Source organism: Pseudomonas sp. Eqa60 (assembly GCF_018326405.1).
GTDB classification, from domain to species: domain Bacteria; phylum Pseudomonadota; class Gammaproteobacteria; order Pseudomonadales; family Pseudomonadaceae; genus Aquipseudomonas; species Aquipseudomonas protegens.
In genome coordinates this window covers 1,798,548-1,822,309 of record NZ_AP024342.1, presented here as the reverse complement: position 1 = coordinate 1,822,309, position 23,762 = coordinate 1,798,548, and the positions used below count along the sequence as shown (strand labels likewise).

19 protein-coding genes are annotated in these 23,762 nt (G+C 61.8%); 9 read left to right on the top strand and 10 right to left on the bottom strand.

The genetic code is table 11. The features are described 5' to 3' along the window. Position 1 precedes the first annotated feature (1 nt). A complete protein-coding gene (locus tag KI242_RS08170) occupies positions 2-871 on the top strand; it encodes a DUF6279 family lipoprotein (RefSeq protein ID WP_212806049.1) in 870 nt (289 codons plus the stop codon). Positions 872-878: 7 nt separating this feature from the next. Here KI242_RS08170 and KI242_RS08165 read toward each other — a convergent pair whose 3' ends face one another. Further along, positions 879-1,271: a hypothetical protein gene (locus KI242_RS08165; RefSeq protein WP_041116598.1), complete on the bottom strand. Its 393-nt coding sequence runs from the start codon at positions 1,269-1,271 to the stop codon at positions 879-881. Positions 1,272-1,468: 197 nt separating this feature from the next. On the opposite strand from KI242_RS08165, the gene KI242_RS08160 reads away from it, so the two are divergent. Beyond that, positions 1,469-2,212: a thioredoxin family protein gene (locus KI242_RS08160; RefSeq protein ID WP_053149676.1), complete on the top strand. Its 744-nt coding sequence runs from the start codon at positions 1,469-1,471 to the stop codon at positions 2,210-2,212. 100 nt (positions 2,213-2,312) lie between these two features. Next, positions 2,313-3,260 (top strand): AraC family transcriptional regulator, encoded by a 948-nt coding sequence (locus tag KI242_RS08155; protein ID WP_053156874.1) that lies wholly within the window; start codon positions 2,313-2,315, stop codon positions 3,258-3,260. Between the two features lie 141 nt (positions 3,261-3,401). On the opposite strand, the gene KI242_RS08150 is transcribed toward KI242_RS08155, so the two are convergent. Further along, entirely contained in the window at positions 3,402-3,983 is a 582-nt protein-coding gene (locus KI242_RS08150) for a hypothetical protein (protein WP_053156871.1), read from the bottom strand. Positions 3,984-4,426: 443 nt separating this feature from the next. Between KI242_RS08150 and KI242_RS08145 the strand changes: the two genes are divergently transcribed. Further along, entirely contained in the window at positions 4,427-4,699 is a 273-nt protein-coding gene (locus KI242_RS08145; protein WP_047302568.1) for a hypothetical protein, read from the top strand. A 590-nt stretch (positions 4,700-5,289) separates the two neighbouring features. On the opposite strand, the gene KI242_RS08140 is transcribed toward KI242_RS08145, so the two are convergent. From KI242_RS08140 to KI242_RS08125, 4 genes are read right to left on the bottom strand one after another with little or no spacing between them, the layout of a single operon-like run. Then, the gene (locus KI242_RS08140) at positions 5,290-5,703 is read right to left on the bottom strand and encodes a hypothetical protein (protein WP_125062219.1); all 414 of its coding nucleotides are present in this window, start codon (positions 5,701-5,703) and stop codon (positions 5,290-5,292) included. Then, positions 5,700-7,016, bottom strand: a complete 1,317-nt coding sequence (locus KI242_RS31690) for a hypothetical protein (protein ID WP_244868169.1) — start codon at positions 7,014-7,016, stop codon at positions 5,700-5,702. The genes KI242_RS08140 and KI242_RS31690 overlap by 4 nt, the downstream gene beginning before the upstream one ends. Continuing rightward, on the bottom strand, positions 6,914-13,834 hold the full coding sequence (locus tag KI242_RS08130; RefSeq protein ID WP_212806048.1) for a DUF637 domain-containing protein: 6,921 nt from the start codon (positions 13,832-13,834) through the stop codon (positions 6,914-6,916). The genes KI242_RS31690 and KI242_RS08130 overlap by 103 nt, the downstream gene beginning before the upstream one ends. 27 nt (positions 13,835-13,861) lie before the next feature. Beyond that, positions 13,862-15,604, bottom strand: coding sequence for a ShlB/FhaC/HecB family hemolysin secretion/activation protein (locus KI242_RS08125; protein WP_212806047.1), 1,743 nt, complete (start codon positions 15,602-15,604; stop codon positions 13,862-13,864). Positions 15,605-15,916: 312 nt separating this feature from the next. Between KI242_RS08125 and KI242_RS08120 the strand changes: the two genes are divergently transcribed. After that, positions 15,917-16,192, top strand: a complete 276-nt coding sequence (locus KI242_RS08120; RefSeq protein ID WP_011059888.1) for a hypothetical protein — start codon at positions 15,917-15,919, stop codon at positions 16,190-16,192. 61 nt (positions 16,193-16,253) lie between these two features. Here KI242_RS08120 and KI242_RS08115 read toward each other — a convergent pair whose 3' ends face one another. Continuing rightward, the gene (locus tag KI242_RS08115) at positions 16,254-17,594 is read right to left on the bottom strand and encodes a DEAD/DEAH box helicase (protein WP_011059887.1); all 1,341 of its coding nucleotides are present in this window, start codon (positions 17,592-17,594) and stop codon (positions 16,254-16,256) included. Positions 17,595-17,787: 193 nt separating this feature from the next. On the opposite strand from KI242_RS08115, the gene KI242_RS08110 reads away from it, so the two are divergent. Continuing rightward, on the top strand, positions 17,788-19,086 hold the full coding sequence (locus KI242_RS08110; protein WP_011059886.1) for a mechanosensitive ion channel family protein: 1,299 nt from the start codon (positions 17,788-17,790) through the stop codon (positions 19,084-19,086). 89 nt (positions 19,087-19,175) lie between these two features. Here KI242_RS08110 and KI242_RS08105 read toward each other — a convergent pair whose 3' ends face one another. From KI242_RS08105 to KI242_RS08095, 3 genes are all read right to left on the bottom strand, one after another. Further along, a complete protein-coding gene (locus tag KI242_RS08105; RefSeq protein ID WP_011059885.1) occupies positions 19,176-20,039 on the bottom strand; it encodes a carboxylate/amino acid/amine transporter in 864 nt (287 codons plus the stop codon). A 259-nt stretch (positions 20,040-20,298) separates the two neighbouring features. Further along, complete coding sequence (locus KI242_RS08100; RefSeq protein ID WP_011059884.1) at positions 20,299-20,898, bottom strand: FMN-dependent NADH-azoreductase; 600 nt, start codon at positions 20,896-20,898, stop codon at positions 20,299-20,301. A 158-nt stretch (positions 20,899-21,056) separates the two neighbouring features. Then, a complete protein-coding gene (locus KI242_RS08095) occupies positions 21,057-21,371 on the bottom strand; it encodes a hypothetical protein (protein WP_011059883.1) in 315 nt (104 codons plus the stop codon). A 49-nt stretch (positions 21,372-21,420) separates the two neighbouring features. Between KI242_RS08095 and KI242_RS08090 the strand changes: the two genes are divergently transcribed. The 3 genes from KI242_RS08090 to KI242_RS08080 are packed head-to-tail and all read left to right on the top strand — an operon-like array spanning position 21,421 to position 23,745. Then, entirely contained in the window at positions 21,421-22,344 is a 924-nt protein-coding gene (locus tag KI242_RS08090; RefSeq protein ID WP_011059882.1) for a LysR family transcriptional regulator, read from the top strand. Between the two features lie 30 nt (positions 22,345-22,374). After that, positions 22,375-23,178, top strand: coding sequence for an alpha/beta hydrolase (locus KI242_RS08085; protein WP_212806046.1), 804 nt, complete (start codon positions 22,375-22,377; stop codon positions 23,176-23,178). Between the two features lie 3 nt (positions 23,179-23,181). Further along, the gene (locus KI242_RS08080) at positions 23,182-23,745 is read left to right on the top strand and encodes a peptidylprolyl isomerase A (RefSeq protein ID WP_011059880.1); all 564 of its coding nucleotides are present in this window, start codon (positions 23,182-23,184) and stop codon (positions 23,743-23,745) included. The last annotated feature ends 17 nt before the right edge of the window (positions 23,746-23,762 follow it).

Here is a 23,762-nt window from a genome sequence, read left to right as displayed (position 1 = left end):
CATGGCGCGCCGCTGGCACCTCCTCATTCCGCTCCTGATCATCAGCCTGCTGCTGGGCGCCTGTAGCCGGGTCGGCCTGGCCTATCGCAACCTGGATGTGATCATTCCCTGGAACCTCAACGACTACCTGGACATGAACAGCGAGCAGAAGAGCTGGTTCAACCAGCGCCTTCAGCAGCACCTGAGCTGGCATTGCACCACCCAGCTCCCGGGTTACCTGGACTGGCTCGACCGCCTGCAACTGATGGTGCAGAACAACCAGGTCAGCGACCAGGGCTTGCAAGAGCGCACCCGGGAAGCCAAGCAAGCCATCGCCGAAACCGCCCGGCAGATCGCCCCGTCCGCCGTGGAGCTGCTCCAGGGTCTGAACGACCAGCAAGTCAAAGAGATGAATTCCGCCTTCGCCAAGGACCTGCAGGAACACCAGGAGCAATACCTCAAGCCGCCGTTGGCGCAACAGATAGAGCAGCGCAGCCAACGCATGAGCAAGCGCCTGAACGCCTGGCTCGGCTCCCTAAGCCCGAGCCAGCAGCAACGGGTGGAACAATGGTCCAGCAGCCTGGGCGAGCAGAACCAGCAGTGGATCGCCAACCGAGCCCACTGGCAGGCGCAATTCAGCGCGGCCGTGGAGCAACGGCAAAACAGCGATTTCCCACAACGTATCGAGCAATTGCTGGTACACCGCGAGAGCTTATGGACGCCGGACTATCGCCAGGCCTACGCCCACACCGAACAGGCCGCACGCAGCCTGCTGGTGGACTTGATGGCACAAAGCACCCCGGCCCAGCGCCAGCGCCTGCTGAAGAAAATCGACGGAGTGCGCAAGGACTTCGCCGAGCTCAAATGCCTGCAGAACGCCCGCCAGGGCTAGGCGCAACCTAGGCGATCTGGGCCTTGGAGGCCACCTGATCGAAGGTCGCCGAATCCAGCGCATCGGCCTGCTCATCCAGCACCTGGCGCGGGTGATCATTGCCCGGGATGCTGCTGTCAATCAGGCACAGCAGGCTGGAACCACGGGGCGTGAGCACGAAGTTCTCGCCATTGCCGCCCTCCTCTTCCGGCCGGCTTTCGATAAAGCCACGGTCCAGCAGTAACTTTTCGTACTCGGTGGCGGTGACTTTCAGGTCATCCAGATTGCCGGTGGGCTCGCCTTCCGCCGCCTTGGCCGCCGCATGCTGCTCGGCATAGGGTCGCGGAGTGAAGCTGTGGCCGGCGCCGTTCTGCACTTCGTGCAGCAGTCGTTCGATCAGATCCCAGTTATAAGTCGTCATCCTGATTCAACCTCCAGACAAGAGAATGAAATGCCTTCACAAGTTGTGACCGGCAGGCCATTCAGCCGTTCAGGAAATCCACCCCAGGCCGCCGCCCCCTGATCGGAAAACCGCTGGGCGGTTTGTCGATCCACTCCAGCGCCAAACGACTAGCGTGTGTAAGACCCATCGCCCCCACTGCCTTGAGGAGAGATGTCATGTCCGTTACCGAGCATCCCGTGGTCTCCCGGGAACAATGGCTGCAAGCCCGCAAACAGCACCTGATCCACGAAAAGGCCTTTACCCGCCAGCGCGACCAGCTCAGCGCCGAACGCCGGGCGCTGCCCTGGGTAAAAATCGACAAGCCCTATCAGTTTCATGGCCCCGATGGCCCGCTGGGCCTGGCCGATCTGTTTGGCGACCACAGCCAACTGCTGGTCTACCACTTCATGTTTGCCGAAGGTTGGGAGGAAGGCTGCAAGGGCTGCTCGTTCGTCGCCGACCACTTCGATGGCGCCAACCAGCACCTGGCCCACCACGATGTAGCGCTGGTGGCCATCTCCCACGCCCCTTATGCCGAGTTCCAGGCCTTTCGCCAGCGCATGGGTTGGCATTTCGATTGGTATTCCAGCGCCGGCGACGACTTCAACCAGGACTTCGGCGTCAGCCTCAGCGCCGAGCAACTGGCCCAGGGCACTGCCAGCTACAACTACGAACAGGCCAGTGGCGATGAGCAGGAGTTGCCCGGGCTCAGCGTGTTCTACCGCAACCCGCAAGGTGAGATATTCCACACCTATTCCACCTATGCCCGCGGGCTGGACCTGTTGCTGGGGGCCTACAACTTCCTCGACCTGACGCCCAAGGGGCGCAACGAAGAACAGATCATGGGCTGGGTCCGGCACCACGATCGCTACCAGGCAACGCCCCAGGGCAAGAGCAGCAGTTGCTGTTGTGACGATTGAGAACCTGCCGCAGGAGCCAGCTTGCCGGCGAATCGCACTCACAAACGGCACAAATCTGCGGCAGACTGTGACGACCCACCCAGCCAACTAAGCTGTAGACATGAGCGCCGCCTATCACAGCCTCCACGAATACACCCTGCGCATGAGCCGGGTGCTGGAGCATATCGACCAACACCTGGACCAACCCCTGGAGCTGGCGGACCTGGCGCGGGTCGCCCATTTCTCGCCCTACCACTTCCACCGCCTGTTCAGCGCCTGGGTCGGCGAGCCCCTGGGTGCCTACCTGCGCCGCCGACGCCTGGCCTGCGGTGCCTACCTCATGGCCAGCCGCCCCTCGGCCTCAGTGCTGGAAATTGCCCTGGAAGTCGGCTTCGGCTCCGGCGAGGCATTTTCCCGGGCCTTCAAACAGCACTTCTCGGTCTCCCCCAGCACCTGGCGCGATACCGAGCCCAAACGCTGGCACCGCCGCCTGGACGACATCCGCGAACGCCGCCTGCGTGAATTGCGCAATCCTGATCAGACCCACATCCCCGCCTTCGACGATCCTGACGCCTTCATTCACCTGAAGGAAACCGCGATGAAGGTCACCCTGCAGCAACTACCCGCCACCCGCGTGGCCTACCTGCGCTACATCGGCGCCTACGGCCCGGGCATTGGTGTTTTCTGGCGCGAAACCGCAGCGCCATGGATGCTCGAACATCAACTTTTCAACCGCGTGCGCTACGGCATCGGCCACGACGACCCGGACCTCACCCCCGCCGACAAATGCCGCTACGACGCCTGCGTGGAAGTGCCCGAAGACTTCAAGGCCAGCGCCCCGGCCGTCGTCACCACCTTGCCCGGTGGTCTCTACGCCGTGGCCCACTACCGCGGCCTGGGCCCGGCTATCGCCGACGCCTGGATCGAACTGTGCCGCGACTGGCTGCCCAAGAGCGGCCTGCAATTCGACCCGCGCCCGGCCTTCGAACGCTATCCGGCGGATGCGTACTACGACGTCAAGACCGGGGAGCTGGAGTGTGAGATCTGCATTCCGGTGAAAAAGCTATAACCCCAAAAGCACGTTGATCCCCCTGTAGGAGCGAGCTCGCTCGCGAACAACGCCAACGATAACGCGCCGCTACTGAAAGAACGCGACGCCCTGGCGCTCATCGCGAGCGAGCTCGCTCCTACAATCCCCCCACACACTCACTCAACGAGAAGGAATGGCCGTGATATCGCGAACGATGAACCTCGGCAGAGCACGAATGTAGAAGTTCTCCACATCCGAATTACCGCTGTTGGTGATCGCCCCCAACATGGTCTTCATATTGCGCAACTGGCCCATGGCCCCGGCAGGCTGCAAACCATCGCGCTCCTGGGCGAAATGCAACACCTCGGCGCCGTCGCGCTTGACCTGCACCTTGTAGCCAAAGTCGACACTGGCAAGGATCGTATTGTCATCGACGACCATCGACACCAGCCCGCCCTGGGAATCACTGAGGCGGCGCTTGTACACCGCATCTACATCCAGCAGGTAGTCGGCACTGTCCTTGGTGGCGGCGTAGCGATTGGCATTGCCCAACTGCCGGATCAACTCCATGCCCAGTTGCTGGCGCAACTTGTCCTCGGGCAGAAAACGCTCGCTCTCGCCGACCAACTGCAGGTTGAAGGTGTCGATCCAGTAAGTCGCGTTGGCGGGAATCTGCACCGGTTTGGGCGAGATGTAATAGTCCGGCGTGGAGGCGCAACCGGCGAGCAAAGCGAGGGTGAAGAGCAGAGACAACAGACGCATGACGGATCTTCCTTGAGAAGGTTTTCAACAACGCACCGCCACCTAAAAACCACCTGTGGCATGGCGATAAGCGTCGGCATTGTAAGCCAGGAAAATCGCGGCGGACCGGCTCGAAAAGATACTCTCGGCAAATTAGGAATTGCCTTACGGCAGAAGCAGACAATCCAGTAGGAATGAGGCTTTAAGGACAGGGAGAGCGCTGGATATAGTCGAGGGGTCGTTGAAAGGACGACCGGGTTTGGCGACCTGACACCAGAATTGATGCAAAAGCCTCTGCTTGCAGGTACTTTTGCTCCCGCACAATCGCTTCATGGCGGCTGTGCGTGGGAGATCCTTTTGGGTCTGCCGGCTTATCTGGTGCCGGTTCGCCAACCTGCGTACAGCTGCCACCTTTCGTTTGGCGACGGTAGGGACAGCATCACCCCATCACCAGAGAACTAACCATGAACAGATACATGCCGATTACCGGCCACGACTGCAACATTCCCTCACTTCTGATCGATACCCAAGCTCCCATAGACGTCCTGCACGATGCAGCGGCGTATCGCATTCGCGCCGTGACTCAATTGCTGGAGAACTTCGCGATTTCTGATGACGCGCCCAAAGGTGCAGTGGTGCTGCAGGAACTGTCGCTGGTGTGCTGCATTTTGCTGCGCGATGGGTGTGATTTGATGGATGTGGCAGGGCGACGGATGCAAGGGCAGATATCCGCATAAGCAGACAGGGGTGCTCCGAGCGCCAGGAAGAACTGGAGGCAGCTAAGGCTGCCTTCTTCATGCCAGGCAACAAGGTCCATCGGTTGAGTGGAGACGCTACCAGTTGCAGCTACGACCGTCGATTAAGTCAAACGGGCGCTTTATATTTTTCTCATAACCCTATCTACTCAGAAGATACTTTCTCTTAACCTGCGTCATAAAATCGATCACCTCTGACAACTTTTCCCCTCTTACCCCAATTTTCTCCAAATCATCCAAACAGCACCTCTCATAGACTTTAGCCAACCCCTCTAACATATCTTCCGCATAAGGGCTTTCTCCAGATAATTCTACTCCATACCGAATACCCTCCTTTAATATTGCAGTTTGCAGGACAGCAAAAAAACCAACATCAGCAGCAGTACAAAGGCACTCAGTTTCGTCTTGAACATATGCAAAGGCCTGCTCTGGCCGAAGACGGATCTGAGATATAGCTTTTTAATCCAGGTAGTTAAAATTACTTTTTCCGCTGAGAACTCAACTCCATTTTTTCGTATCACATTCAGATGTGATGGATCAACCGCTGCCTCCTTTGCAGAGAAGCTTCCCGTCTAACTCAGCAAATCCGTGGATACATTTCCGAGGCGAGCAAACTCATTAAAAACGTTGCAGACAAAACCCACATCGTATGTAACCGCCTTGGCGGGATATTTTTCTCCCAAGATGGTCATCAGGCCATTCGGCATGTTTTTGTTCGTTATTGTTCTCACACTGTGATCACCATCCTCATCATTCCCATTGAGCATCAGCAGGAATTTTCCAGAGTCCACATGCATTTCCAATTCGTAAGGGCCGTATTCTGGAGATGGTTTGCACCTCATCACGACAACACCTTTGCCCGCACTAGACACACGTTTAATCAAGTCCTCAGTATTTGAATTGCTTGGATTCAACTTGGCAGGCAACTGATGTCGTACATTATCAGAACTAATCAGATATCCGCCCAGAACAGTCTCTTTACTCATTGTTTTTCCTTGATGGACTTCATTCCTGGCTGCCAGTAATAAGTCTTGGGCAAACCTGTCACGTTGTCTACGGCGTGCACAGTCAGAGACTTCAATCCCGCAGCGTCGGCAGCAGCAGCTATGTCACCTATGCAGTACCCACAGACATCTCTCCCTGAAACAGTCATAGACATCCCTGACCCTTGAGTTTTGCCGGCGTTATACGCTTGTTGAATTACGCCAATTTCAGCGTGTGAATCCGCTACAGTTCCATTGGGGTGCGGTTTCCCTTTCGCCTCGGTCTTAGCGGTCACACGCTCAGCAATAAGCGTGGGTTCGTTTGTGGCACCAATTTTCGCACTTTGGTTGACATCCTCAAATACAGTACCGTTCACGGTGCCCTTTGCCGTCACCTTAGGCTCCACCCCTCCTTTTGCCGCGTTGGCGCCAGCTTGCTCCTTAAGTAAAACAGAAGCTCCCGTCCCATTCGCGAGCTTAGCCGCGCCCTTGAAGAGGACAATCTCAAGCGCCGCCCTAGCCGCCGCAGTCCCATAGTCGCGCATCGGGCTGACATCGCCAGGATAGCTCTCTGAACTAAACGAATTGAGGACTTTACTGCCTTGAGTGTATTCGTACGGAGCAAACAACTGGCCCGTCGCCTGCCATCCATCATGGAACGAGAGCGTACCCCCCAATGCAGAGAAAGTAGGCAGTGCGCAACCTAAACCCGTGACGCAGGCCGGAGTAGTCAATATCGCACCGCCGAATCCGGCAGCTGCACCAACCGCTCCCAAGACTGCTCGGCTAGCATTACCTGAGCGACTAAGCTCTTTGTCGTTTCTTAGAAGTTCATCATTCGCCTTGTCCCATGCTCCATACTCATCAAAAGCTCCGGTGCCCATGAGCTTGGCTTGCGCATCCTTGAAGTTACGCCCATCCGCCTCAAGCTGTGCAACGGCGTTATACAAGGGATCATCAGGAGGAACCGAAGACAAGCAGTTTACCAAGGCACAGGCAGCGGCCCGAAGCTGGTAGGCATTCTCTGGGTCTTCGCGCTGTAGTTCCTCAAGGGCAAGGGTTTCTTTCTGGTGCAGTTGGCGATTGTATTCATCGGCCATCTGCGCAACCCATGAAGCCTTGTTGACATCACCTCCAGCAGCACCCGCTACCGCCAATCCAACAATTTGTGAGAATCCCTGCCTCAAAGCAGGCTGCTGATCAAAGATGTCATTCAACACTTGCGCCATGGCCTGACTGGCGCCAGCGGCGATAGCTCCTGTCTTGAAGTCACCTCCTGTAGCACTAGACACCGCGCCACCAAACAAGGCATGCATCGCGACTCTGGCTGCGCCCCCCTCAGCCCACATAGCCATCCCCGTTGTATCACCAGCATTCTTTGCAGCTTGCCAATGCTCTTGCGCATACCCCCAACGAAGTTAAACGCAGTAGCGGCGACTACGTTTCCAGCTTGAGAAACCAGGCTTGCATTCAGGTTCTGAGTAAAACTACCTCCATCAATGGCGGTTTTAATCGCCCCTGCTGCCACCCCCTGAGCTCCCGCATGTGCTGCGAAACCACCAATACCCTCCAGTGTTCTGAGATCAAATCCTTTGGTGAGGCCATTAAAGGGTTTGGTTTGTCCCCCTAGCTGAGGATCTATAACTCCCGTGGTGAATCCAGCGGTCAGGCTCGATATTGCAGCGCCTTTCAAGCTGTCACTGCTGAAAGTTTCCTTGAACGCTGCGCCAAGATTGCCCTTGTTGTTGATGACACTGACAGCCCCGGTGCTGGCCATTGAAGTCAGGCCGGCCGTAACCATGGCGTTGCCCCAACCGGCCGCAACAAAGGTGCCTGCAGAAGCCCCAACGGTGGAAACCCCGCCAGCCGCCATAACGGTGCCACTACCTGCAGAACCGGCACCCGCAAATGCCGTACCCACCGCGCCACTCGCCGCGCCTGCGGTCAAAACAGTCACGATGATAATGATGGCCAGCATCGCCCCTTGGCCAAGCCCGGAATGGCTGTATTTGTAACTGTCATGGACCTCTTTCACCCTGCGCCAGTCCACATCGCCGCGCTTCTCGGCCTCCTTGAGCCAGGCCAGTTGCGGATCGGCTTGCACCATGGCGTCGATGGTCTGACTGATGGACTTTTGGTCGATTTGCTTGAGGTCGATCTTCAAACCATCGGTGGCTTTGATGATCAATTCGCCCTTAGCCACCAACTGACTCTGACGCAAAGTCTCATCGGTGTTGCCCTTACCCTTGGCACTGGTCCAGGCGAGGCTGTTACTGCTCTTCTCATGACTCTCTTGGTGCAGGTCCTTCACCCCTTCAAAGGTGATAGCGCCACCACTCTCCAGGGTCAGGTCCTTGCCACTCTCCAGCTTGGCGACCTGATACCTCTGGTCACCGTCACTCTTGAGCGTCAGGTTGCCACCAGCGCTGATCTCACTGCCAACATGGGTAACCCGGGTGACTTCATCGCGCTTGGTTTCCTTGCTGCCCCAGCCTCCCTTCTTCTTCATGTCATACAGCGAATGCTCACTGTCCTGCTCCGCCAGCAGGTTCAGTTCGCCACCGGCCACCAGATAGGCTTCATCTCCAGCCTTGACCTTGCTGGAAATCAGGGTCATGTCCTGGCCGGACTTGAGCATCACATCCCCGCCCGCCGTCACCGTGGTGGCTTGTTGGTGGACACGATCCTCTTCGCTCTTGGTGGTACCGGTCTTGCTGGCCCAGTGTTGTTCATTGGCGGCCGAGGCCAGGGTCAGGTTGTCCTTGGCCGTCATCGAGACGTCGCCCTTGGCGTCGATCTGGCTGGCGATCGCGGTGACGTTGCCACCGGCCTCAATGCTCAGGTTGCCGCCGCTCTCCAGGGTGGCGCCGTGCTGGGTTTTGCTCTGGTCGAGGTTGCCGATGCCACGGTCGTTGCTGACCACTTGCTCGACGGCGTTGAGGCTGACGTTGCGACCGGCCTTGATGCGGGTGTCGCCACCGCTGTGCAGGACGCTGCCGTTGCTGTCGAAGTCCCGTTCGGCATCGATGCTCAGGCTGTTGCCGGCTTCGATGCGGGCGGCGCTGTCGAGGAAGTCGCGACGCTGCTCGCGGACGTAGTCTTCGCTGCTGCTTTGGTGGGTGGTCAGGGTGCGGTCGTTGATCACGTCGCCCTGGGTGGTGGTCAGGGTCACGTCGCGCCCGGCGATGATGCCGCCGGCGCGGTTGACCAGGTAGTCGCCCGCCAGCAGGTCCTGGCGGTTGCCCGCCTCCACCAACCCACTATTGACCAGGTTCTCCCCCGCCACCGCCGACAGGTCATTGGCCGCGCGCAGGGTGCCGACGTTGTTCAAGTCCTTGCCGGCAATCAGGCTCACGTCCTTGCCGGCGATCAGGGAGCCGTTGGGCGCCAGGCGGTTGTTGGCCTGGGCCAGGTACAGCACGGGTACCAGCACCTGTTCGCCGTTCACTTCATGGCTTTCCAGCCAGACGATGTCGTGGGTCAGGGCGGCGACTTGCTCGGAGGTCAGGGTTATACCCACCGCCAGGTCAAGCTGCTGCTTGCTCTGGATGGCGTTGTCCATCAGGTGCTTGAAGAGCTTTTCGTTGCTGTCCTGGCCGTCGATAAAGCGTTGGCCGGTGCGGGCCACCATGGCTTGCTGGATGAGTTTCTGTTCGTAGAAACCGTCCCCCAGGCGCTTGGCGCTTTCATCGGGGTTGTAGCCCAGGTTGGACAGCAGGTAGTCCGAGCTCATGAACTGCTTGAGGTTGGTCAGCGCCGGGTTGGTTTCGATCAGGTACTTGTGCGGCCGGGACAGGCTCGCGGCGTCCGGCAGGCCGGCGATCTGCGCAGGCGTCGGGGCCTGGGCCAGGGTGCTGCCCTGGCCGCTGAGACGGAACAGGCCGTTGCCGCCGGTGGGCAGGGTGAAGCCCGGCAGTACCAGGGGGTTGACCTGTTGCTGGGCCAGTTCCGGGGGCAGTTGCGGGTTGATCCGGATCGGCGTCGAGTAGCCGTTGCCAACGCCGGTGTCGGTCAGGGTCTTGCCGGCGCCGACGTACTCGTAGAAGGAGCGGATCACACTGTTGTCGAGGGTTTTGTCAGCCTTGAGGTTGACCTTGCCGCCGGCCTGGATGGTGGCGGCGAAGGATTGGTCGCCATCCACCACTTTGCTGCTGGAGGACAGCATTACCCCGGTCCAGGCGATAAAGGCGCTGAGGTCGGAGGCAAAGCTGGCCGAAGGCGTCGGGTTGTTGCGGGCGTTGAACGCGGCGGCTAGGGCTGCGGCGGTGCCGGTTTCGTTGACGAAGCTCCAGTAGCGCCGCAGGGTGGTGATTTCCTGGGGTTGCAGGCCCTGGTTGTGGACGGTCTCGGCCTTGATGTTGATGTCGCCGGCCGCGGTAATCAGGCTGCTGGTGTTGGTCAGGGTCTGGGTGTCGATCTGCAGGTCGGCGCCGCTGTTGAGGCTGGCGGCGGCGCTGCTGTTGGTCACCCGCAGGCGGTCGGTCTCGGCCACTTCCCACAGGCCGTTGATGCGGCCACCGCCGCGGTCGTCGCAGCCGGCGACGGGAATCAGGGTGCAGGACAGGCGGGTGATGCTGGCGGCACTCTTTTCGTGCTCGGTGTACTGCAGCACGTCCATGACGTTGTTGAGGGTGCTGGCGGCGATGGTCAGCTTGCCCAGGCTTTCGATATCCCCGGAGCGGTTGTCCAGCAGGTCGGCCCTGGCTTGCTGGTCGTCCTTGGCGATCAGCGCGGTACCCAGGCTGTACACCTGGGCATAGCGGTTGGTGAAACTGTTGGTCAGCAACTGCATATTGCCGCCGCTGGAGATCAGGCCATGGTCGTTGACCAGGGTGGCGGCGTTGAGGCTCAGGTCTTCGCCGCTGCCCAGGGTGCCGAGGTTGTGGATGCTGGCGGCATTCAGCAGCAGCTTCTGGCTGGCGGTGATACGCCCGGCGCTGTTCAGCGCACCGTCGATCTTCAGGGTGCCGTTGGCGCCACCGGCGATGCTGGCGCTGTCCGCCAGGTCCAGTTGGGCGGCATGCAGGTCCAGTTGACCAATGCTGCTCAGGCGCCCCTTGCCGCTGTAGTTGCCGTTCAGGTCGAGGTTGAGCGCGGCGTCACTGCCGATCAGGCCGTCGTTGTTCCAGTGGCTGCCGCTGCCGGTCAGGCCGGTGCCCGCCAGGAGCTGGCCGTCGGCGGTCTGGGTCAGGTGGTCGACCTTGACCAGCAACCGGTCGGCTTGGATTGCACTGCTGTTGGTCCAGCGCTCGGCTTCCAGGGTCAGTTGGCCGGCGGTCTTCAGGCGGCCGCCGACGTCTTCGAGGTTGGCCATGGAGATGCCGAACACGCCACTGCCGCTGTGCAGCAGGCTGCCGCCGCGGTTGTTGAAGCCGCCGGCGTCGAAGGCCAGGTCGTTGTTGGCGGTTTCCAGGGAGCCGTCGCGGTTGTCGAAGGTGCCAGCGATGCTGAACCGGGTCTTGCTGGCCAGGCCCAGGGCCCGCAGTTGCCCGCGCTGGTTGTCCAGGCTGGCAGCAGCGGTGGCCAGGGTACTGCCGCTTTCGATCAGGCCCTGGCGGTTGTTCAGGGCACCAGCGAGCTCCAGCTCGATCTGCCGGGCGCTGATCTGGCCGGCGCTGTTGTCCAGCTCCCTGGCGCTGATATGCAGAGCCTGCTGGGCGAAGAGCGCGCCGTCGCGGTTGTCGAGGCGGCCATCGGCCGCGGTTTCCAGGGTGGCGCCGCCGTTGAGGGCGGACACCTTGCCGGCCCTGTTGTCGAGGTGGCCCGCCTTGAGCGTCAGGTCGCCCTGCTGGGCAATCACTTGTCCGCCTTGGTTACCGGCGTCGGCCGCCACATCGAGGCCCAGGGTGGTCTTGGCCTGCAGCAGGCCTCTGGCGTTATCCAGTCGCTCGGCATTGAGTTGCAGGTCGGCTTCGCGGCTGAGGATCTCTCCGCCATCGCTGTTCTGCACTTCGCCACTGGCGCTGATCAACACCGACTCATTGGCCGCGACCCGGCCCTTCTGCCGGTTGTCCAAGTGTTCGGTGAACAGCCGCAGCCACTGCTGGCTGAAAAGTTCGCCGCCCTGGTTCTCAACCTTAGTGCTGCGCTTGAGCAGCAAAGGGCCAGCGGCGGACAGGGTGCCCTGGTTGTTGATCAAGTGTCCCAGCAGGTCGAGGGTAACGCCCTGCTTGCCGGTGAAGGTGCCGTGGCTGTTGTCCAGGTCGCTGCCGATGAACTCCAGGTCGCCGGCGGCGTTGACTGTGCCGCCCTGGTTGCCCAGGGCCATGGCCTGCAGGGTCAGGGTGGCGGCGCTGTCGATGGAGCCGCCCTGGCTGTTGTCCAGCAGGTCGCTGATTTTGAGGCTCTGTGCACCCGCGCTGGAGATCATGCCCTTGAGGCTGTTGTCGAGGCTGGCGGCCTTGACGTCCAGGGCCTGCTGGCTGACCAAGGCGCCGCCCTGGCTGTTGTTCAAGGCGTCGCTGAGGGTGACCTCGACACCGCCCTTGAGGCTGGAGACGGTGCCTTTGTTGCTGTTGTTCAAGCCGGTGCCGTTGAGGGTCAGGCCCTGCCAGCCCGACAGCAGCCCGCCCTGGTTGTCCAGCTCAGCGCTGCCGGTGATGGTCAGGGTCTGTTGCGCCAGTACCACGCCGGTGAGGTTGTCCATGCCGGCCAGTACCAGGGTGCTGCTGCCCTGGCTCGACAGCTCGCCGCCGCTGTTGCCCAGGTGGCCGAGGGTGGCATTGAGGGACTGCTGGCTCTTGATCAGGCCGCCCTGGCCGTTGCGCACTTGCTCGGCATCGAGTTGCAGGCGCTCGGCGCTCAGCAGCTTGCCCTGATGGCTATTATCCAGAGTCCCGGCACTGACCGTGACCTGGCGCTGCCCGCTCAGGGTGCCGCCTCGGTTGTCCAGGATCTGTGCCGTGTTCAGGGTCAGGTCGCGGCTGGCGACAATGCTCTTGCCGCGGTTGTCGAGATCCCGGGCGTTGAGGCTGATATCGCCGTTGGCGTTGCGAGAGTTATCGGCATTGACCCCGGCTTCGATGATGCCCTGGTTGCTCAGTTGGCCACCGCTGTCCAGCTGGATGCTGTCGCGGGCGGCGAGGGTTTTCTGGCTGCTCAGGTCGCCCCGGGTCTGTACCTTGAGTTCGCTACCGGCGTAGACCGCGCCCTGGGCCTCCAGGCTGCCGGCCTTGATCGCCACCGCGCCCTTCTCGGCAGTGGCGTCCGCCATGCGCAACTGGCCATCGGCGTCCAGTTGGATATCACCGCCACTGGCGATCAACTTGCCGTCGAGCTTCACCCCCACCCCGGCCTCGGTGCCCACCAGTTTGATGGCCCCGGCGTACATGCCGCCCAGGGCGCTGCTGTCGATGGCCAGTTGCGGTGCATCCGCCGGGTTGGCGGTGCGGGCCGTGGCGTTCAAGGTCTTGGCGTCGACGTCGTTGGCCCCGGCGATCACCGCCAGGTGCCGGGCCTGGATCTCGGCGTTGATCTTGGCGCTGCGGGTGATGATTTCGAACTGGTCGATATTGCTCGCGTTGAGGCCCGCACCTTCGATGGCGACGCTGCCCTGGTCCACCTGGTAACGCTGGACCTGGCCGTTCTCGATCACCGGCTTGCCGGTGGTCAGGGTGGCTTTCGGGGTGTTGATAAAGCCGCAGCCGTTGCAGCTCACGCCATAGGGGTTGGCGACAATGACATGGGCCGACTGCCCGGCCACTTCGGTGTAGCCCTTGAGCTGGCTGGGGCTGCCGCCGTTGACCTCGTTGAGGATCACATTGGCCGCGCGGCCGCCCAGGTTGGGGTTGCCGAGAATGATCCCGCCCAGTTGGGTTTCCTGGGTGCGGCCGGTGGCGTTATTGAGGATCACCCCCTGCTGGCCGACGTTGTAGTCGCTGAACTTGTTGTGCGACAGGCCGCTGCCATTGGGCGTGGCAATGTTGACGATGGGCACGCCATTGCCGGCCTGTCCCAGTGTTGTGCCGCTGCCGTTGACCACGATGCCGTCGGCCATCGCCACCACGGGCTGCCAGAACATCACGTTAGCCAGGATGAACGCCAGACCGCGTTTGGACAGCCCCCAGAACGAATCCCGCGCTTGCAGGGTGGCGGAAGGCTGGCGGGCCAGAAAGGCGAACTGACGAGCGTCCATGTCGTATATCTCGGGCAAAGAGCGGAGTTAAAGGAACAGGTCCAGGCGGAAATAGATCGGGGCTTCCCGTTCACTCAGGGCTTCGGGCCGTTCGAGGGAATGGGCAAAGGTCACGCTGGCGGCAAGGTGCTTGCCCCGGGCGAAGAATTCGATGGAGTCGCTGGAGACCCGGCCATGCTGCTCGGCGTTGTAGCGGTCGTTGCGGATCGCGCCGAAGTCATAGCCCAGCCCCGTGCCGTATTCGGCGAACACCGGGCGCAGCCAGTCCCAGCCCACCGGACGAGTCCAGCGCAGGTCGTTGCGCCAGTAGTAGCCGCTGTCGCCATTGAGGCTCTGGTCCTTGTAGCCGCGGATCGAGGACTGGCTGCCCAGGCTCATGCGTTGCGAACTGAACAGCAGGTCCTCGCTGCGCTGGCCGGTGACCAGGCTGCTGAACACCAGGGATTCTTCCCCCAGTTTGAACGGCTGCAGATAGCTGGCGGTGGCGGTGTACTTGCGGTAGCGGGCGTTGGCCTGGCGATTGCCGTATTTGTCGCGCTGGTTTTCGCGCTGGGCATCGAAGGCGCCAATACCGTCCTGCAGCCCCAGGTCGAGGTTGAGGAAGGCACTGCCGATACGCCGGCCGTGGTTGATGCCGAACTGGGCTTCGCTGAGGCGGTTGCTGCTGTTACTCAGCTTGCTGTCTTCGATGTAGTTGTTGGTGCGCAGGTAGCTCAGGCCGCTGTTCAGCGAGGTCTTGCTCAGGGCGTCGCGATGGATCACCCGCTCCAGGCGCAACTGGTGGTTCTGGCTGTCGCCGGTCTGCTTGAAGTTGAAGCCCACGGCCTGGGCCAGGGAACGGTATTCGCTCTGACTGTAGCTGTAGCTGAGGTTCCACCAGCCAAACGGCAGGTTGTAATAGAGCATGGCGTTGCGCGAGGTTTTCTGGTGGTCGCTGATGGCGTCATGGCCGCCGCGCAGCACCAGTTGGTCGGCCAGGCCCAGGGGGCTGTCCCATTCGAAGGAGCTGCCCCACTGCTGCTCGCCGGTGCTCTTCTGGCCCTCGTTGCTGCGTGATAGGCCAACGCGCCAGGGCTTTTGCGCGTTGTTCTTGACCAAGACCTCGCTGCCGCCCACGGCCTGGCCCGGGGCCAGTTCCATCTGCGCCTGGTTCGACGGCAGGCGGTTGAGCTGGTCCACCATCTGTTCGATCTGCCGCAGGTTGAGCAGCTCACCGCTACTGCCGGGGAAGGCCATGTTCAGCTCACGGGCACTGAGCTTGCTGTCTTCGGCGGCCTTGAGCCCTTCGAGCTTGCCCTCCACCACCAGCACTTGCAGGTGGCCGCTGGAGAGGTCTTGCTGCGGCAGGTAGGCACGGCTGGTGACCAGGCCTTTTTCGATATAGCGGTCGGTAATGACCTTGAGCAGTTCATTGAGCTGCGCTACCCCCAGGCACTGGCCGATGTAGGGCTGGAGCAGGCGCTCGCGCTCGGCAGCCGACAGCGAGTCGGCGCCCTTGAGCTGGATGTCCTTGATCGGGAAGCAGCGGCTGTCGGCCGGCGCCGTGGGCGCTACAGGCGCGGCGCTCTTGCCGGGCAGGTCCTTGAGTTCTTCGAGGCGCCGCTGCTGTTCTTCCAGCAGGCGGTTCTGGCGGTCGCGGATCAGGTCCTGGTCGCCGGGGTTGAAAGCCGGGCCCGGCAACGGCGCGGCAGTGGCGCTGGGCAGCGCAGTGACCAGCAGCAAGCAGGACAAGGCACAGCACAACCTCATCCCGAGGGTGGAGAGAGACATATTCGGTCCTTCGAAACGGCAGCAAGGGTAGAGAAAGGGCGCGCGATGTTAATGTGCCACCATTCTGACGTCAATTAAGCGCGAGCATCGTCGATGGATGGCTGGTTTTGCGGGGCACGCGTCCTGCTACAAGGCCGGATGTTAGAGCTATCGGCGACGCCGGCAAATCAGATCCATCTGAATTGCCGAGTAAGAATTCCTGATCAGGCACGGCAATCAAAGCCGCGGCCACCGGCTCAATCCAACTGAACTTTCCCTGCCTCCGCTGCCTCAACCGGATGACTGCCCGTTCCGAATCACGAGGCCTACGCCATGAAGAACCTGAGCATTCTTACCCTCGCCAGCAGCCTGCTGTTCGCCCTGCCCACCTGGGCCTGCACCCCGGACGAAGCCACCGCCAAGCGCGAACAGCTGGCCCAGGAAGTCAGCAAGATCACCGAGCAGAACCCGGCCAAGGCCAAGGAGATCAACGCCGAACTGCAGAAGATGGACCTGAGCACCTCCAGCAAGGACCTGCCGGACAATTGCCAGTTGATCGACCAGCGGCTCAAGGAACTGGCCACTGCCGAGAAAAAGGCCGAGAGCTGACACCCGCAAAGCAAAAAGCCCGGACCAGGTCCGGGCTTTTCATCTGCATCAGGCGCCAGGCTTATTCAGCGGCGGGGGCCTGTGGCTTGCGGCGCTTGAGCGGCGCCAGGCCATCCTGGCTGACCAGGCTGTCGCTCTTGGGCCGGTTGGCGGTCTTGCGCTTGGTCGGGGCCTTGGCCACGGCCTTTTTCTTGTCGCCCTTGGCGTCGGTCTTTTTCTTCTTCACGCCCACCGCCTTGCCGGAGGCCTTGACCTTCTTCGGCCCGCTGTAGGTGCCTTTGACTTCCTTGATGGTGCGGCGCTCGAAGCTCTGCTTGAGGTAGCGCTCGATGCTCGACATCAGGTTCCAGTCGCCGTGGCAGATCAGCGAGATGGCCAGGCCATCGTTGCCGGCACGGCCGGTGCGGCCGATGCGGTGCACGTATTCGTCGCCGCTGCGCGGCATGTCGAAGTTGATCACCAGGTCCAGGCCGTCAACGTCCAGGCCGCGGGCAGCGACGTCAGTGGCCACGAGGATCTTCACCCCGCCCTGCTTCAGGCGGTCGATGGCCAGCTTGCGGTCCTTCTGGTCCTTTTCACCGTGCAGGACGAAAGCCTTGTAGTCCTGGGCCACCAGGCGGCCGTAGATGCGGTCGGCCATGGCCCGGGTGTTGGTGAAGACAATGGCCTTCTGGTAGGTCTCGTTGGCCAGCAGCCAGTTGACGATCTGTTCTTTGTGCTGGTTGTGGTCGGCAGTGATGATCTGCTGACGGGTGGTTTCGTTCAGCTGGCTGACGCTGTTGAGTTGCAGGTGCTCAGGGTTGTTGAGGACCTTGGCGACCATTTCCCGCAGGCCGGAGCCGCCAGTGGTGGCGGAGAACAGCATGGTCTGCTGGCGGTTCGGGCATTCGTCCACCAGGCGCTGCACGTCTTCGGCAAAGCCCATGTCGAGCATGCGGTCGGCTTCGTCGAGCACCAGTACTTCGACTTCCTTCAAGTCCAGGTTGCCGGCGTTGAGTTGCTCCAGCATGCGCCCCGGAGTGCCGATGAGGATGTCCGGCACCTTGCGCAGCATGGCAGCCTGGACCTTGAAGTCTTCACCACCGGTGATCAGGCCCGACTTGATGAAGGTGAACTGGGAGAAACGCTCGACTTCCTTGAGGGTCTGCTGGGCCAGTTCCCGAGTCGGCAGCAGGATCAGGGTCTTGATGCTGACGCGGATCTTCGCCGGGCCGATCAGGCGATTGAGGATCGGCAGGACAAAAGCCGCGGTCTTGCCGCTACCGGTTTGTGCCGTCACCCGCAGGTCACGCCCTTGCAGCGCGAGCGGAATAGCCGCTGCTTGCACCGGCGTCGGCTCGACAAATTTAAGCTCGGCCACGGCTTTGAGCAGGCGTTCGTGCAGGGCGAATTGGGAAAACACGGGTGCTACCTCGAAGATATGCAAAAAAACAGCTGCATAGGGTACCGGTTTCGAGCGCGAAGGCCGAGTTTCTTTGTGCAAACGGTGGCAAAGAGTTGGTTTTTTGTTAACCGATTTGTCCTTAACCGTAACTTTCCCAGGGTTAAATGCTCTAATCCCCCTCCTGTGCCTTATAGAAGAATCGTTTTAGCCCATGGATTTCAAACAGCTCTGGCTCAATACCCAGGATCTCTGGGGAGCACTCGACCAACACCCTCTCCTGCACGCCGGCATCGGCCTGGCCCTGTTACTGGTGGTCGCCCTGCTGGTCGGACGAGTGGCACGCTACCTGGTGCTGCACGCGGTCAAGCTGCTGGGCCGCCAGCCGGCCCTGCACTGGCTCAACGACCTGCGCCACAACAAGGTATTCCACCGCCTGGCACAGATGACTCCATCCCTGGTGATCCAGTTCGGCCTGCACCTGGTACCGGAGCTGAGCAAGACCAGCCTGCTGTTCCTCGGCAACCTGGCCATGGCCTTCACCATCCTGTTCCAGCTCCTGGCCCTGAGCGCCCTGCTCAATGCCCTGCTGGACATCTACGCGCGCACCGAACACGCCCGCACCCGCTCGATCAAGGGCTATGTGCAGTTGGCGAAAATGGTGTTGTACGTGTTTGGCGCGATCATCATCGTCGCCACCCTGATCGACCGCTCGCCGCTGTTGCTGCTGTCGGGCCTGGGCGCCATGTCGGCGGTGATCCTGTTGGTCTACAAGGACACCCTGCTGTCCTTCGTGGCCAGCGTACAGTTGACCAGCAACGACATGCTGCGGGTCGGCGACTGGATCGAAATGCCCCAGGTCGGCGCTGACGGCGACGTGGTGGACATCACCCTGCACACGGTCAAGGTGCAGAACTTCGACAAGACCATTGTCTCCATCCCCACCTGGCGGTTGATGAGCGAATCGTTCAAGAACTGGCGCGGCATGCAGCAGTCCGGCGGCCGGCGGATCAAGCGCAGCCTGTACATCGACGCCAGCGGCGTGCGCTTCCTGCATGACGACGAAGAGGTGCGCCTGAGCAAGGTGCGCCTGCTCACCGACTACATCGGGCGCAAGCAGTCCGAGCTCAAAAGCTGGAACGAAGCCCAGGGCAACGTCGCCGCGCTGTCGGCCAACCGCCGGCGCATGACCAATATCGGCACCTTTCGCGCCTATGCCCTGGCCTACCTGAAGAGCCACCCGGAAATCCAGCCGAACATGACCTGCATGGTGCGCCAGATGCAGACCACGGCCCAGGGCATTCCCCTGGAGATCTACTGCTTCACCCGCACCACCGCGTGGGTGGATTACGAGCGCATCCAGGGGGATATCTTCGATTACCTGCTGGCGGTGATGCCGGAATTCGGCCTGAACCTGTACCAGCAGCCCAGCGGCACCGACCTGCGGGCCGGCCTGCTGCCCGCGGTGCTGGGTGCCAGCCATGTGCCGACAGTAGAGAAGCAGGCTCTGTAACCCGGTAGGAGCTGGCTTGCCAGAGAAGGCGTTGGCCGGCCAGACGCAACGCTTGCGGGCCCTTTCGCCGGCAAGCCGGCTCCTACAGGTTAGGGCGTCAGGCGCGGCGCCGCGCCCCGGCGGCTGATCCACACCGCCCCCAGAATCACCAACCCGCCCAGCAACAGCCGCCCCAGGTCTTCGTGCTGGTTCCAGATCAGCAGGTTGATCAACAGCCCCACCGGCACATGCAGGTTGTTCATCACCGCCAGGGTGGCGCCGGTCACCAGGCACGCGCCCTTGTTCCACCAGTACATGCCCAGGGCCGTGGACACCAGGCCGAGGAACAGCAGCACCGCCCATTGCAGCGGCGCGTCGGGCAGGTAGTGGGCCTTGCCGAACAGCAGGAACGCCGGCAACACCACCAGCAGCGCCCCCAGGTAGAAGTAGCCGAAGCGCCGGTAGTGCGGCTCGTCGCTGGGGTAGCGCGCCACCAGGTGCTTGTACAGCACTTGCCCGGCGGCATAGGTGAAGTTGGCCAGTTGCAGCAGCAAGAAGCCCATGAAGAAGTCCGGGTTGACGCTGTCGTAGCGGATCACCACCGCGCCTGCCACCGCCACCAGCGCCGCCAGCAGGCCCCAGGGGTTGAAGCGCCGGTTCAGGGCGTCTTCGATCAGGGTCACATGCAACGGCGTGAGGATGGTGAACAGCAGTACTTCCGGCACCGTCAGCACGCGAAAGCTCAGGTACAGGCACACGTAGGTGATGCCGAACTGCAGCGCACCGATCAGCAGCATGCCGCGCATGAAGGCCGGGGCCACCCGGCGCCAGCGGGTCAGTGGAATGAACACCAGCCCCGCCAGCAGCACCCGCACCAGCACCGCGAAGTAACTGTCGACATGCCCGGCCAGGTATTCGCCGATCAGGCTGAAGGAAAACGCCTGGATCAGCGTGACAAAAAGTAGATAGCCCATGTTCGCCTCGTCTTGAATGGCGGCGACGATAGCGGTTTTGCCCCCTCAGATGAAATCCCGGGCAAAAAAAAGCCCGATCTCGCTAGGCGTGCAATCGGGCGTCGGTACTGAAGGAGCAACCAGTACAAAGGGAGGTTCGATGCGCGAACCGGCTTGAAGGGGGATGCGCAGGCGCTACTTGAACACCGGTGGATTATCTGCGGATTAACGGCGCCGCCCTGCCCTTCGCTGAGCGGCGCCTGGGCTCAAGAATCGCGACTCAGGCCACCTGGGCCAGCTTGGCATTGGCCTGGTTCAGGCCCTTCTCGTGGAAATCGCCCCCCAGGTTCAGGCCTTCGGCGTGGATGAACTCCACATCGTGGATGCCGATAAAGCCCATCACCTGGCGCAGGTAGGGTTCCTGGTGGTCCGCGGTGCTGCCGGCGTAGATACCGCCGCGGGCAGTAAGCACGTAGGCACGCTTGCCGGTGAGCAGGCCCTGGGGCCCGGTGTCGGTGTACTTGAAGGTCACCCCGGCGCGCAGTACGTGGTCGAGCCAGGCCTTGAGGGTGCTGGGAATGGCGAAGTTGTACATCGGCGCGGCCATGACCAGGACGTCGGCGGCCAGCAATTCCTCGGTCAATTCATTGGAGCGTTGCAGGGAGTCCTGCTCGGCGGCGCTGCGCTGCTCGGCGGGTTTCATCCAGCCCCCCAGCAGGTTGGCATCCAGGTGCGGCACCGGGTTGCGGGCCAGGTCGCGTACCGTGATCGAATCACCCGGGTGGGCGGCTTGCCATTGCTGGATAAAGGTCTGGGTCAACTGGCGGGATACGGAATCCTGCTGGCGGGCACTGCTTTCAATGATCAGGACGCGGGACATGGCACAAATCTCCATCGGGGTATGCGTAAGTCGATGGAGCGCAGATTAAACAGAGTGATATCGATGAAAAAGCGCAAATAACTGCTATAACCAATCAACAAATTCGTTTATAAGCGGAGCCAGCCCTGCAGCAACCGGCCGGGCCGGGCCCACTTCGATCATTTGGCCTGGCAGGTCAGGTCCAGGCGCAGCTTGATGATCTTGCGATTGAACTTGGCGGTAACGTTCTTGCTCTGCCCTGCGGCGACTTCCACCTTGCGGGTGCGCGGCGCTTCGGGGCCATTGCGAAACACCACCGAGCACAGCGCATCGCTCTTGCCGTAGTTGTTCAACTGGATGGAGCCGATGTCTTCATCGGTGTCATAGGCCGTGTAATCGATGCTCTGGCCGTTGAGCTGCTTCTCGACTTCGATGGGATAGGCCCAGGCGCTCAAGGGCAACAGAGCCAGCAACACACAACAGAATTTTCTCATTCGGCAGTCTCCAGTAAGGAGCGCCAGCTTAGGACAAGAGGAGCCCCTCATGAAAGCGCCCCGCGTGACCCTGGATCAATGGCGCACCCTGCAGGCGGTGGTCGACCACGGCGGTTTCGCCCAGGCCGCCGAAGCGCTGCATCGGTCCCAGTCCTCGGTCAGCTACACCGTGGCCCGCATGCAGGACCAGCTCGGCGTGCCGCTGCTGCGCATCGACGGCCGCAAGGCAGTGCTCACCGAAGCCGGCGGCGTGTTGCTGCGCCGCTCCCGGCAACTGGTCAAGCAGGCCAGCCAGCTGGAAGACCTGGCCCACCATATGGAACAGGGCTGGGAAGCCGAAGTGCGGCTGGTGGTGGACGCCGCCTACCCCAACGCGCGCCTGGTACGCGCCCTGACCGCCTTCATGCCGCAAAGCCGTGGCTGCCGTGTGCGCCTGCGCGAGGAAGTGCTGTCCGGGGTCGAGGAAGTGCTGCTCGAAGGGGTGGCCGACCTGGCTATCAGCGGCTTCAACATTCCCGGCTACCTGGGCACCGAGATGAGCTCGGTGGAGTTCGTCGCCGTGGCCCACCCGGAACACGCCCTGCACCGCCTGCAGCGGGAACTGCATTTCCAGGACCTGGAAAGCCAGTTGCAAGTGGTGATCCGCGACTCCGGCCGCCAGCAACCGCGCGATGTCGGCTGGCTCGGCGCCGAACAGCGCTGGACCGTGGGCAGCCTGGCCACCGCCGCGACCTTCGTCGGCAGCGGCCTGGGCTTTGCCTGGCTGCCCCGGCACCTGATCGAGCGCGAGCTGCGCGAAGGCCTGCTCAAGGTCCTGCCCCTGGACCAGGGCGGCAGCCGCCACCCGACCTTCTACCTTTACTCCAACAAGGACAAACCCCTGGGCCCGGCGACGCAGATCCTCGTGGAGCTGCTGCGCACCTTCGACACCGCGCCCCTGGATGCGCCCTTTGCCGCCCCCGAGCAAGCCTGACGCCCCACCCACCAGAACAGGAGTTCTGCCATGGCCTATTTCGAGCATGAAGGTTGCACCCTGCACTACGAGGAATACGGCCGGGGCGAACCCCTGCTGCTGGTCCATGGCCTGGGCTCCAGCGCCCTGGACTGGGAAAAACAGATCCCCGCGCTCTCGGCCCGCTATCGGCTGATCGTCCCGGACATCCGCGGCCACGGGCGCTCCGACAAGCCCCGGGAGCGCTACAGCATCAAAGGCTTCACCGCCGACATCGTGGCGCTGATCGAGCACCTGAACCTGGGCCCGGCCCACTACGTCGGGCTGTCCATGGGCGGCATGATCGGCTTCCAGCTGGGGGTGGACCAGCCGCAGTTGCTCAAGAGCCTGTGCATCGTCAACAGCGGCCCCGAGGTCAAGCTGCGCAGCGCCAACGACTACTGGCAGTGGTTCAAGCGCTGGAGCCTGGCCCGGGTGCTGAGCCCGAGCGCCATCGGCAAGGCCCTGGGCCCGCGGCTGTTTCCCAAGCCGGAGCAGGGCGAGCTGCGGCAGAAGATGGCCGAGCGCTGGGCAAAAAACGACAAACGTGCTTATCTCGCCAGCTTCGACGCCATCGTCGGTTGGGGGGTTCAGGAACGTCTGTTGCGAATCACCTGTCCAACCCTGGTCGTCAGCGCCGACCGCGACTACACCCCGGTGGCGCTCAAGGAGGCTTATGTCAAACTGCTGCCGGACGCGCGGCTGGTGGTGATCGAGGACTCCCGACACGCCACGCCGCTGGACCAGCCGCAGCGCTTCAACCAAACCCTGCTGGACTTCATGACCACAGTCGACACCACCACCCAGGATCACTGACACATGCTGAAAAAAATCGCCCTCGTCGCCGGCTCCGTACTCTTCGCGGCCAACCTGATGGCCGCGCAACCGGCCAAGGCGCCCCACGTCCTGCTGGACACCAGCTTCGGCAAGATCGAAGTGGAACTGGACCCGGTCAAGGCACCGATCTCCAGCAAGAACTTCCTCGACTACGTCGACAGCGGCTTCTACACCAACACCATCTTCCACCGGGTGATCCCGGGGTTCATGGTCCAGGGCGGTGGCTTCACCGCGCAGATGGTGCAGAAAGACACCCGCGACCCGATCAAGAACGAAGCCTCCAACGGCCTGCATAACGTGCGTGGCACCCTGTCCATGGCCCGTACCTCGAACCCCAACTCGGCCACCAGCCAGTTCTTCATCAACGTCGCCGACAACGCCTTCCTCGACCCGGGCCGCGATGCCGGCTACGCCGTATTCGCCAAGGTGGTGAGCGGCATGGACGTGGTGGACCAGATCGTCAACTCCCAGACCACCACCAAGCAGGGCATGCAGAACGTGCCGATCGACCCGGTACTGATCAAGTCGGCCAAGCGTATCGACTGATACTTCGCAGCCTGTCC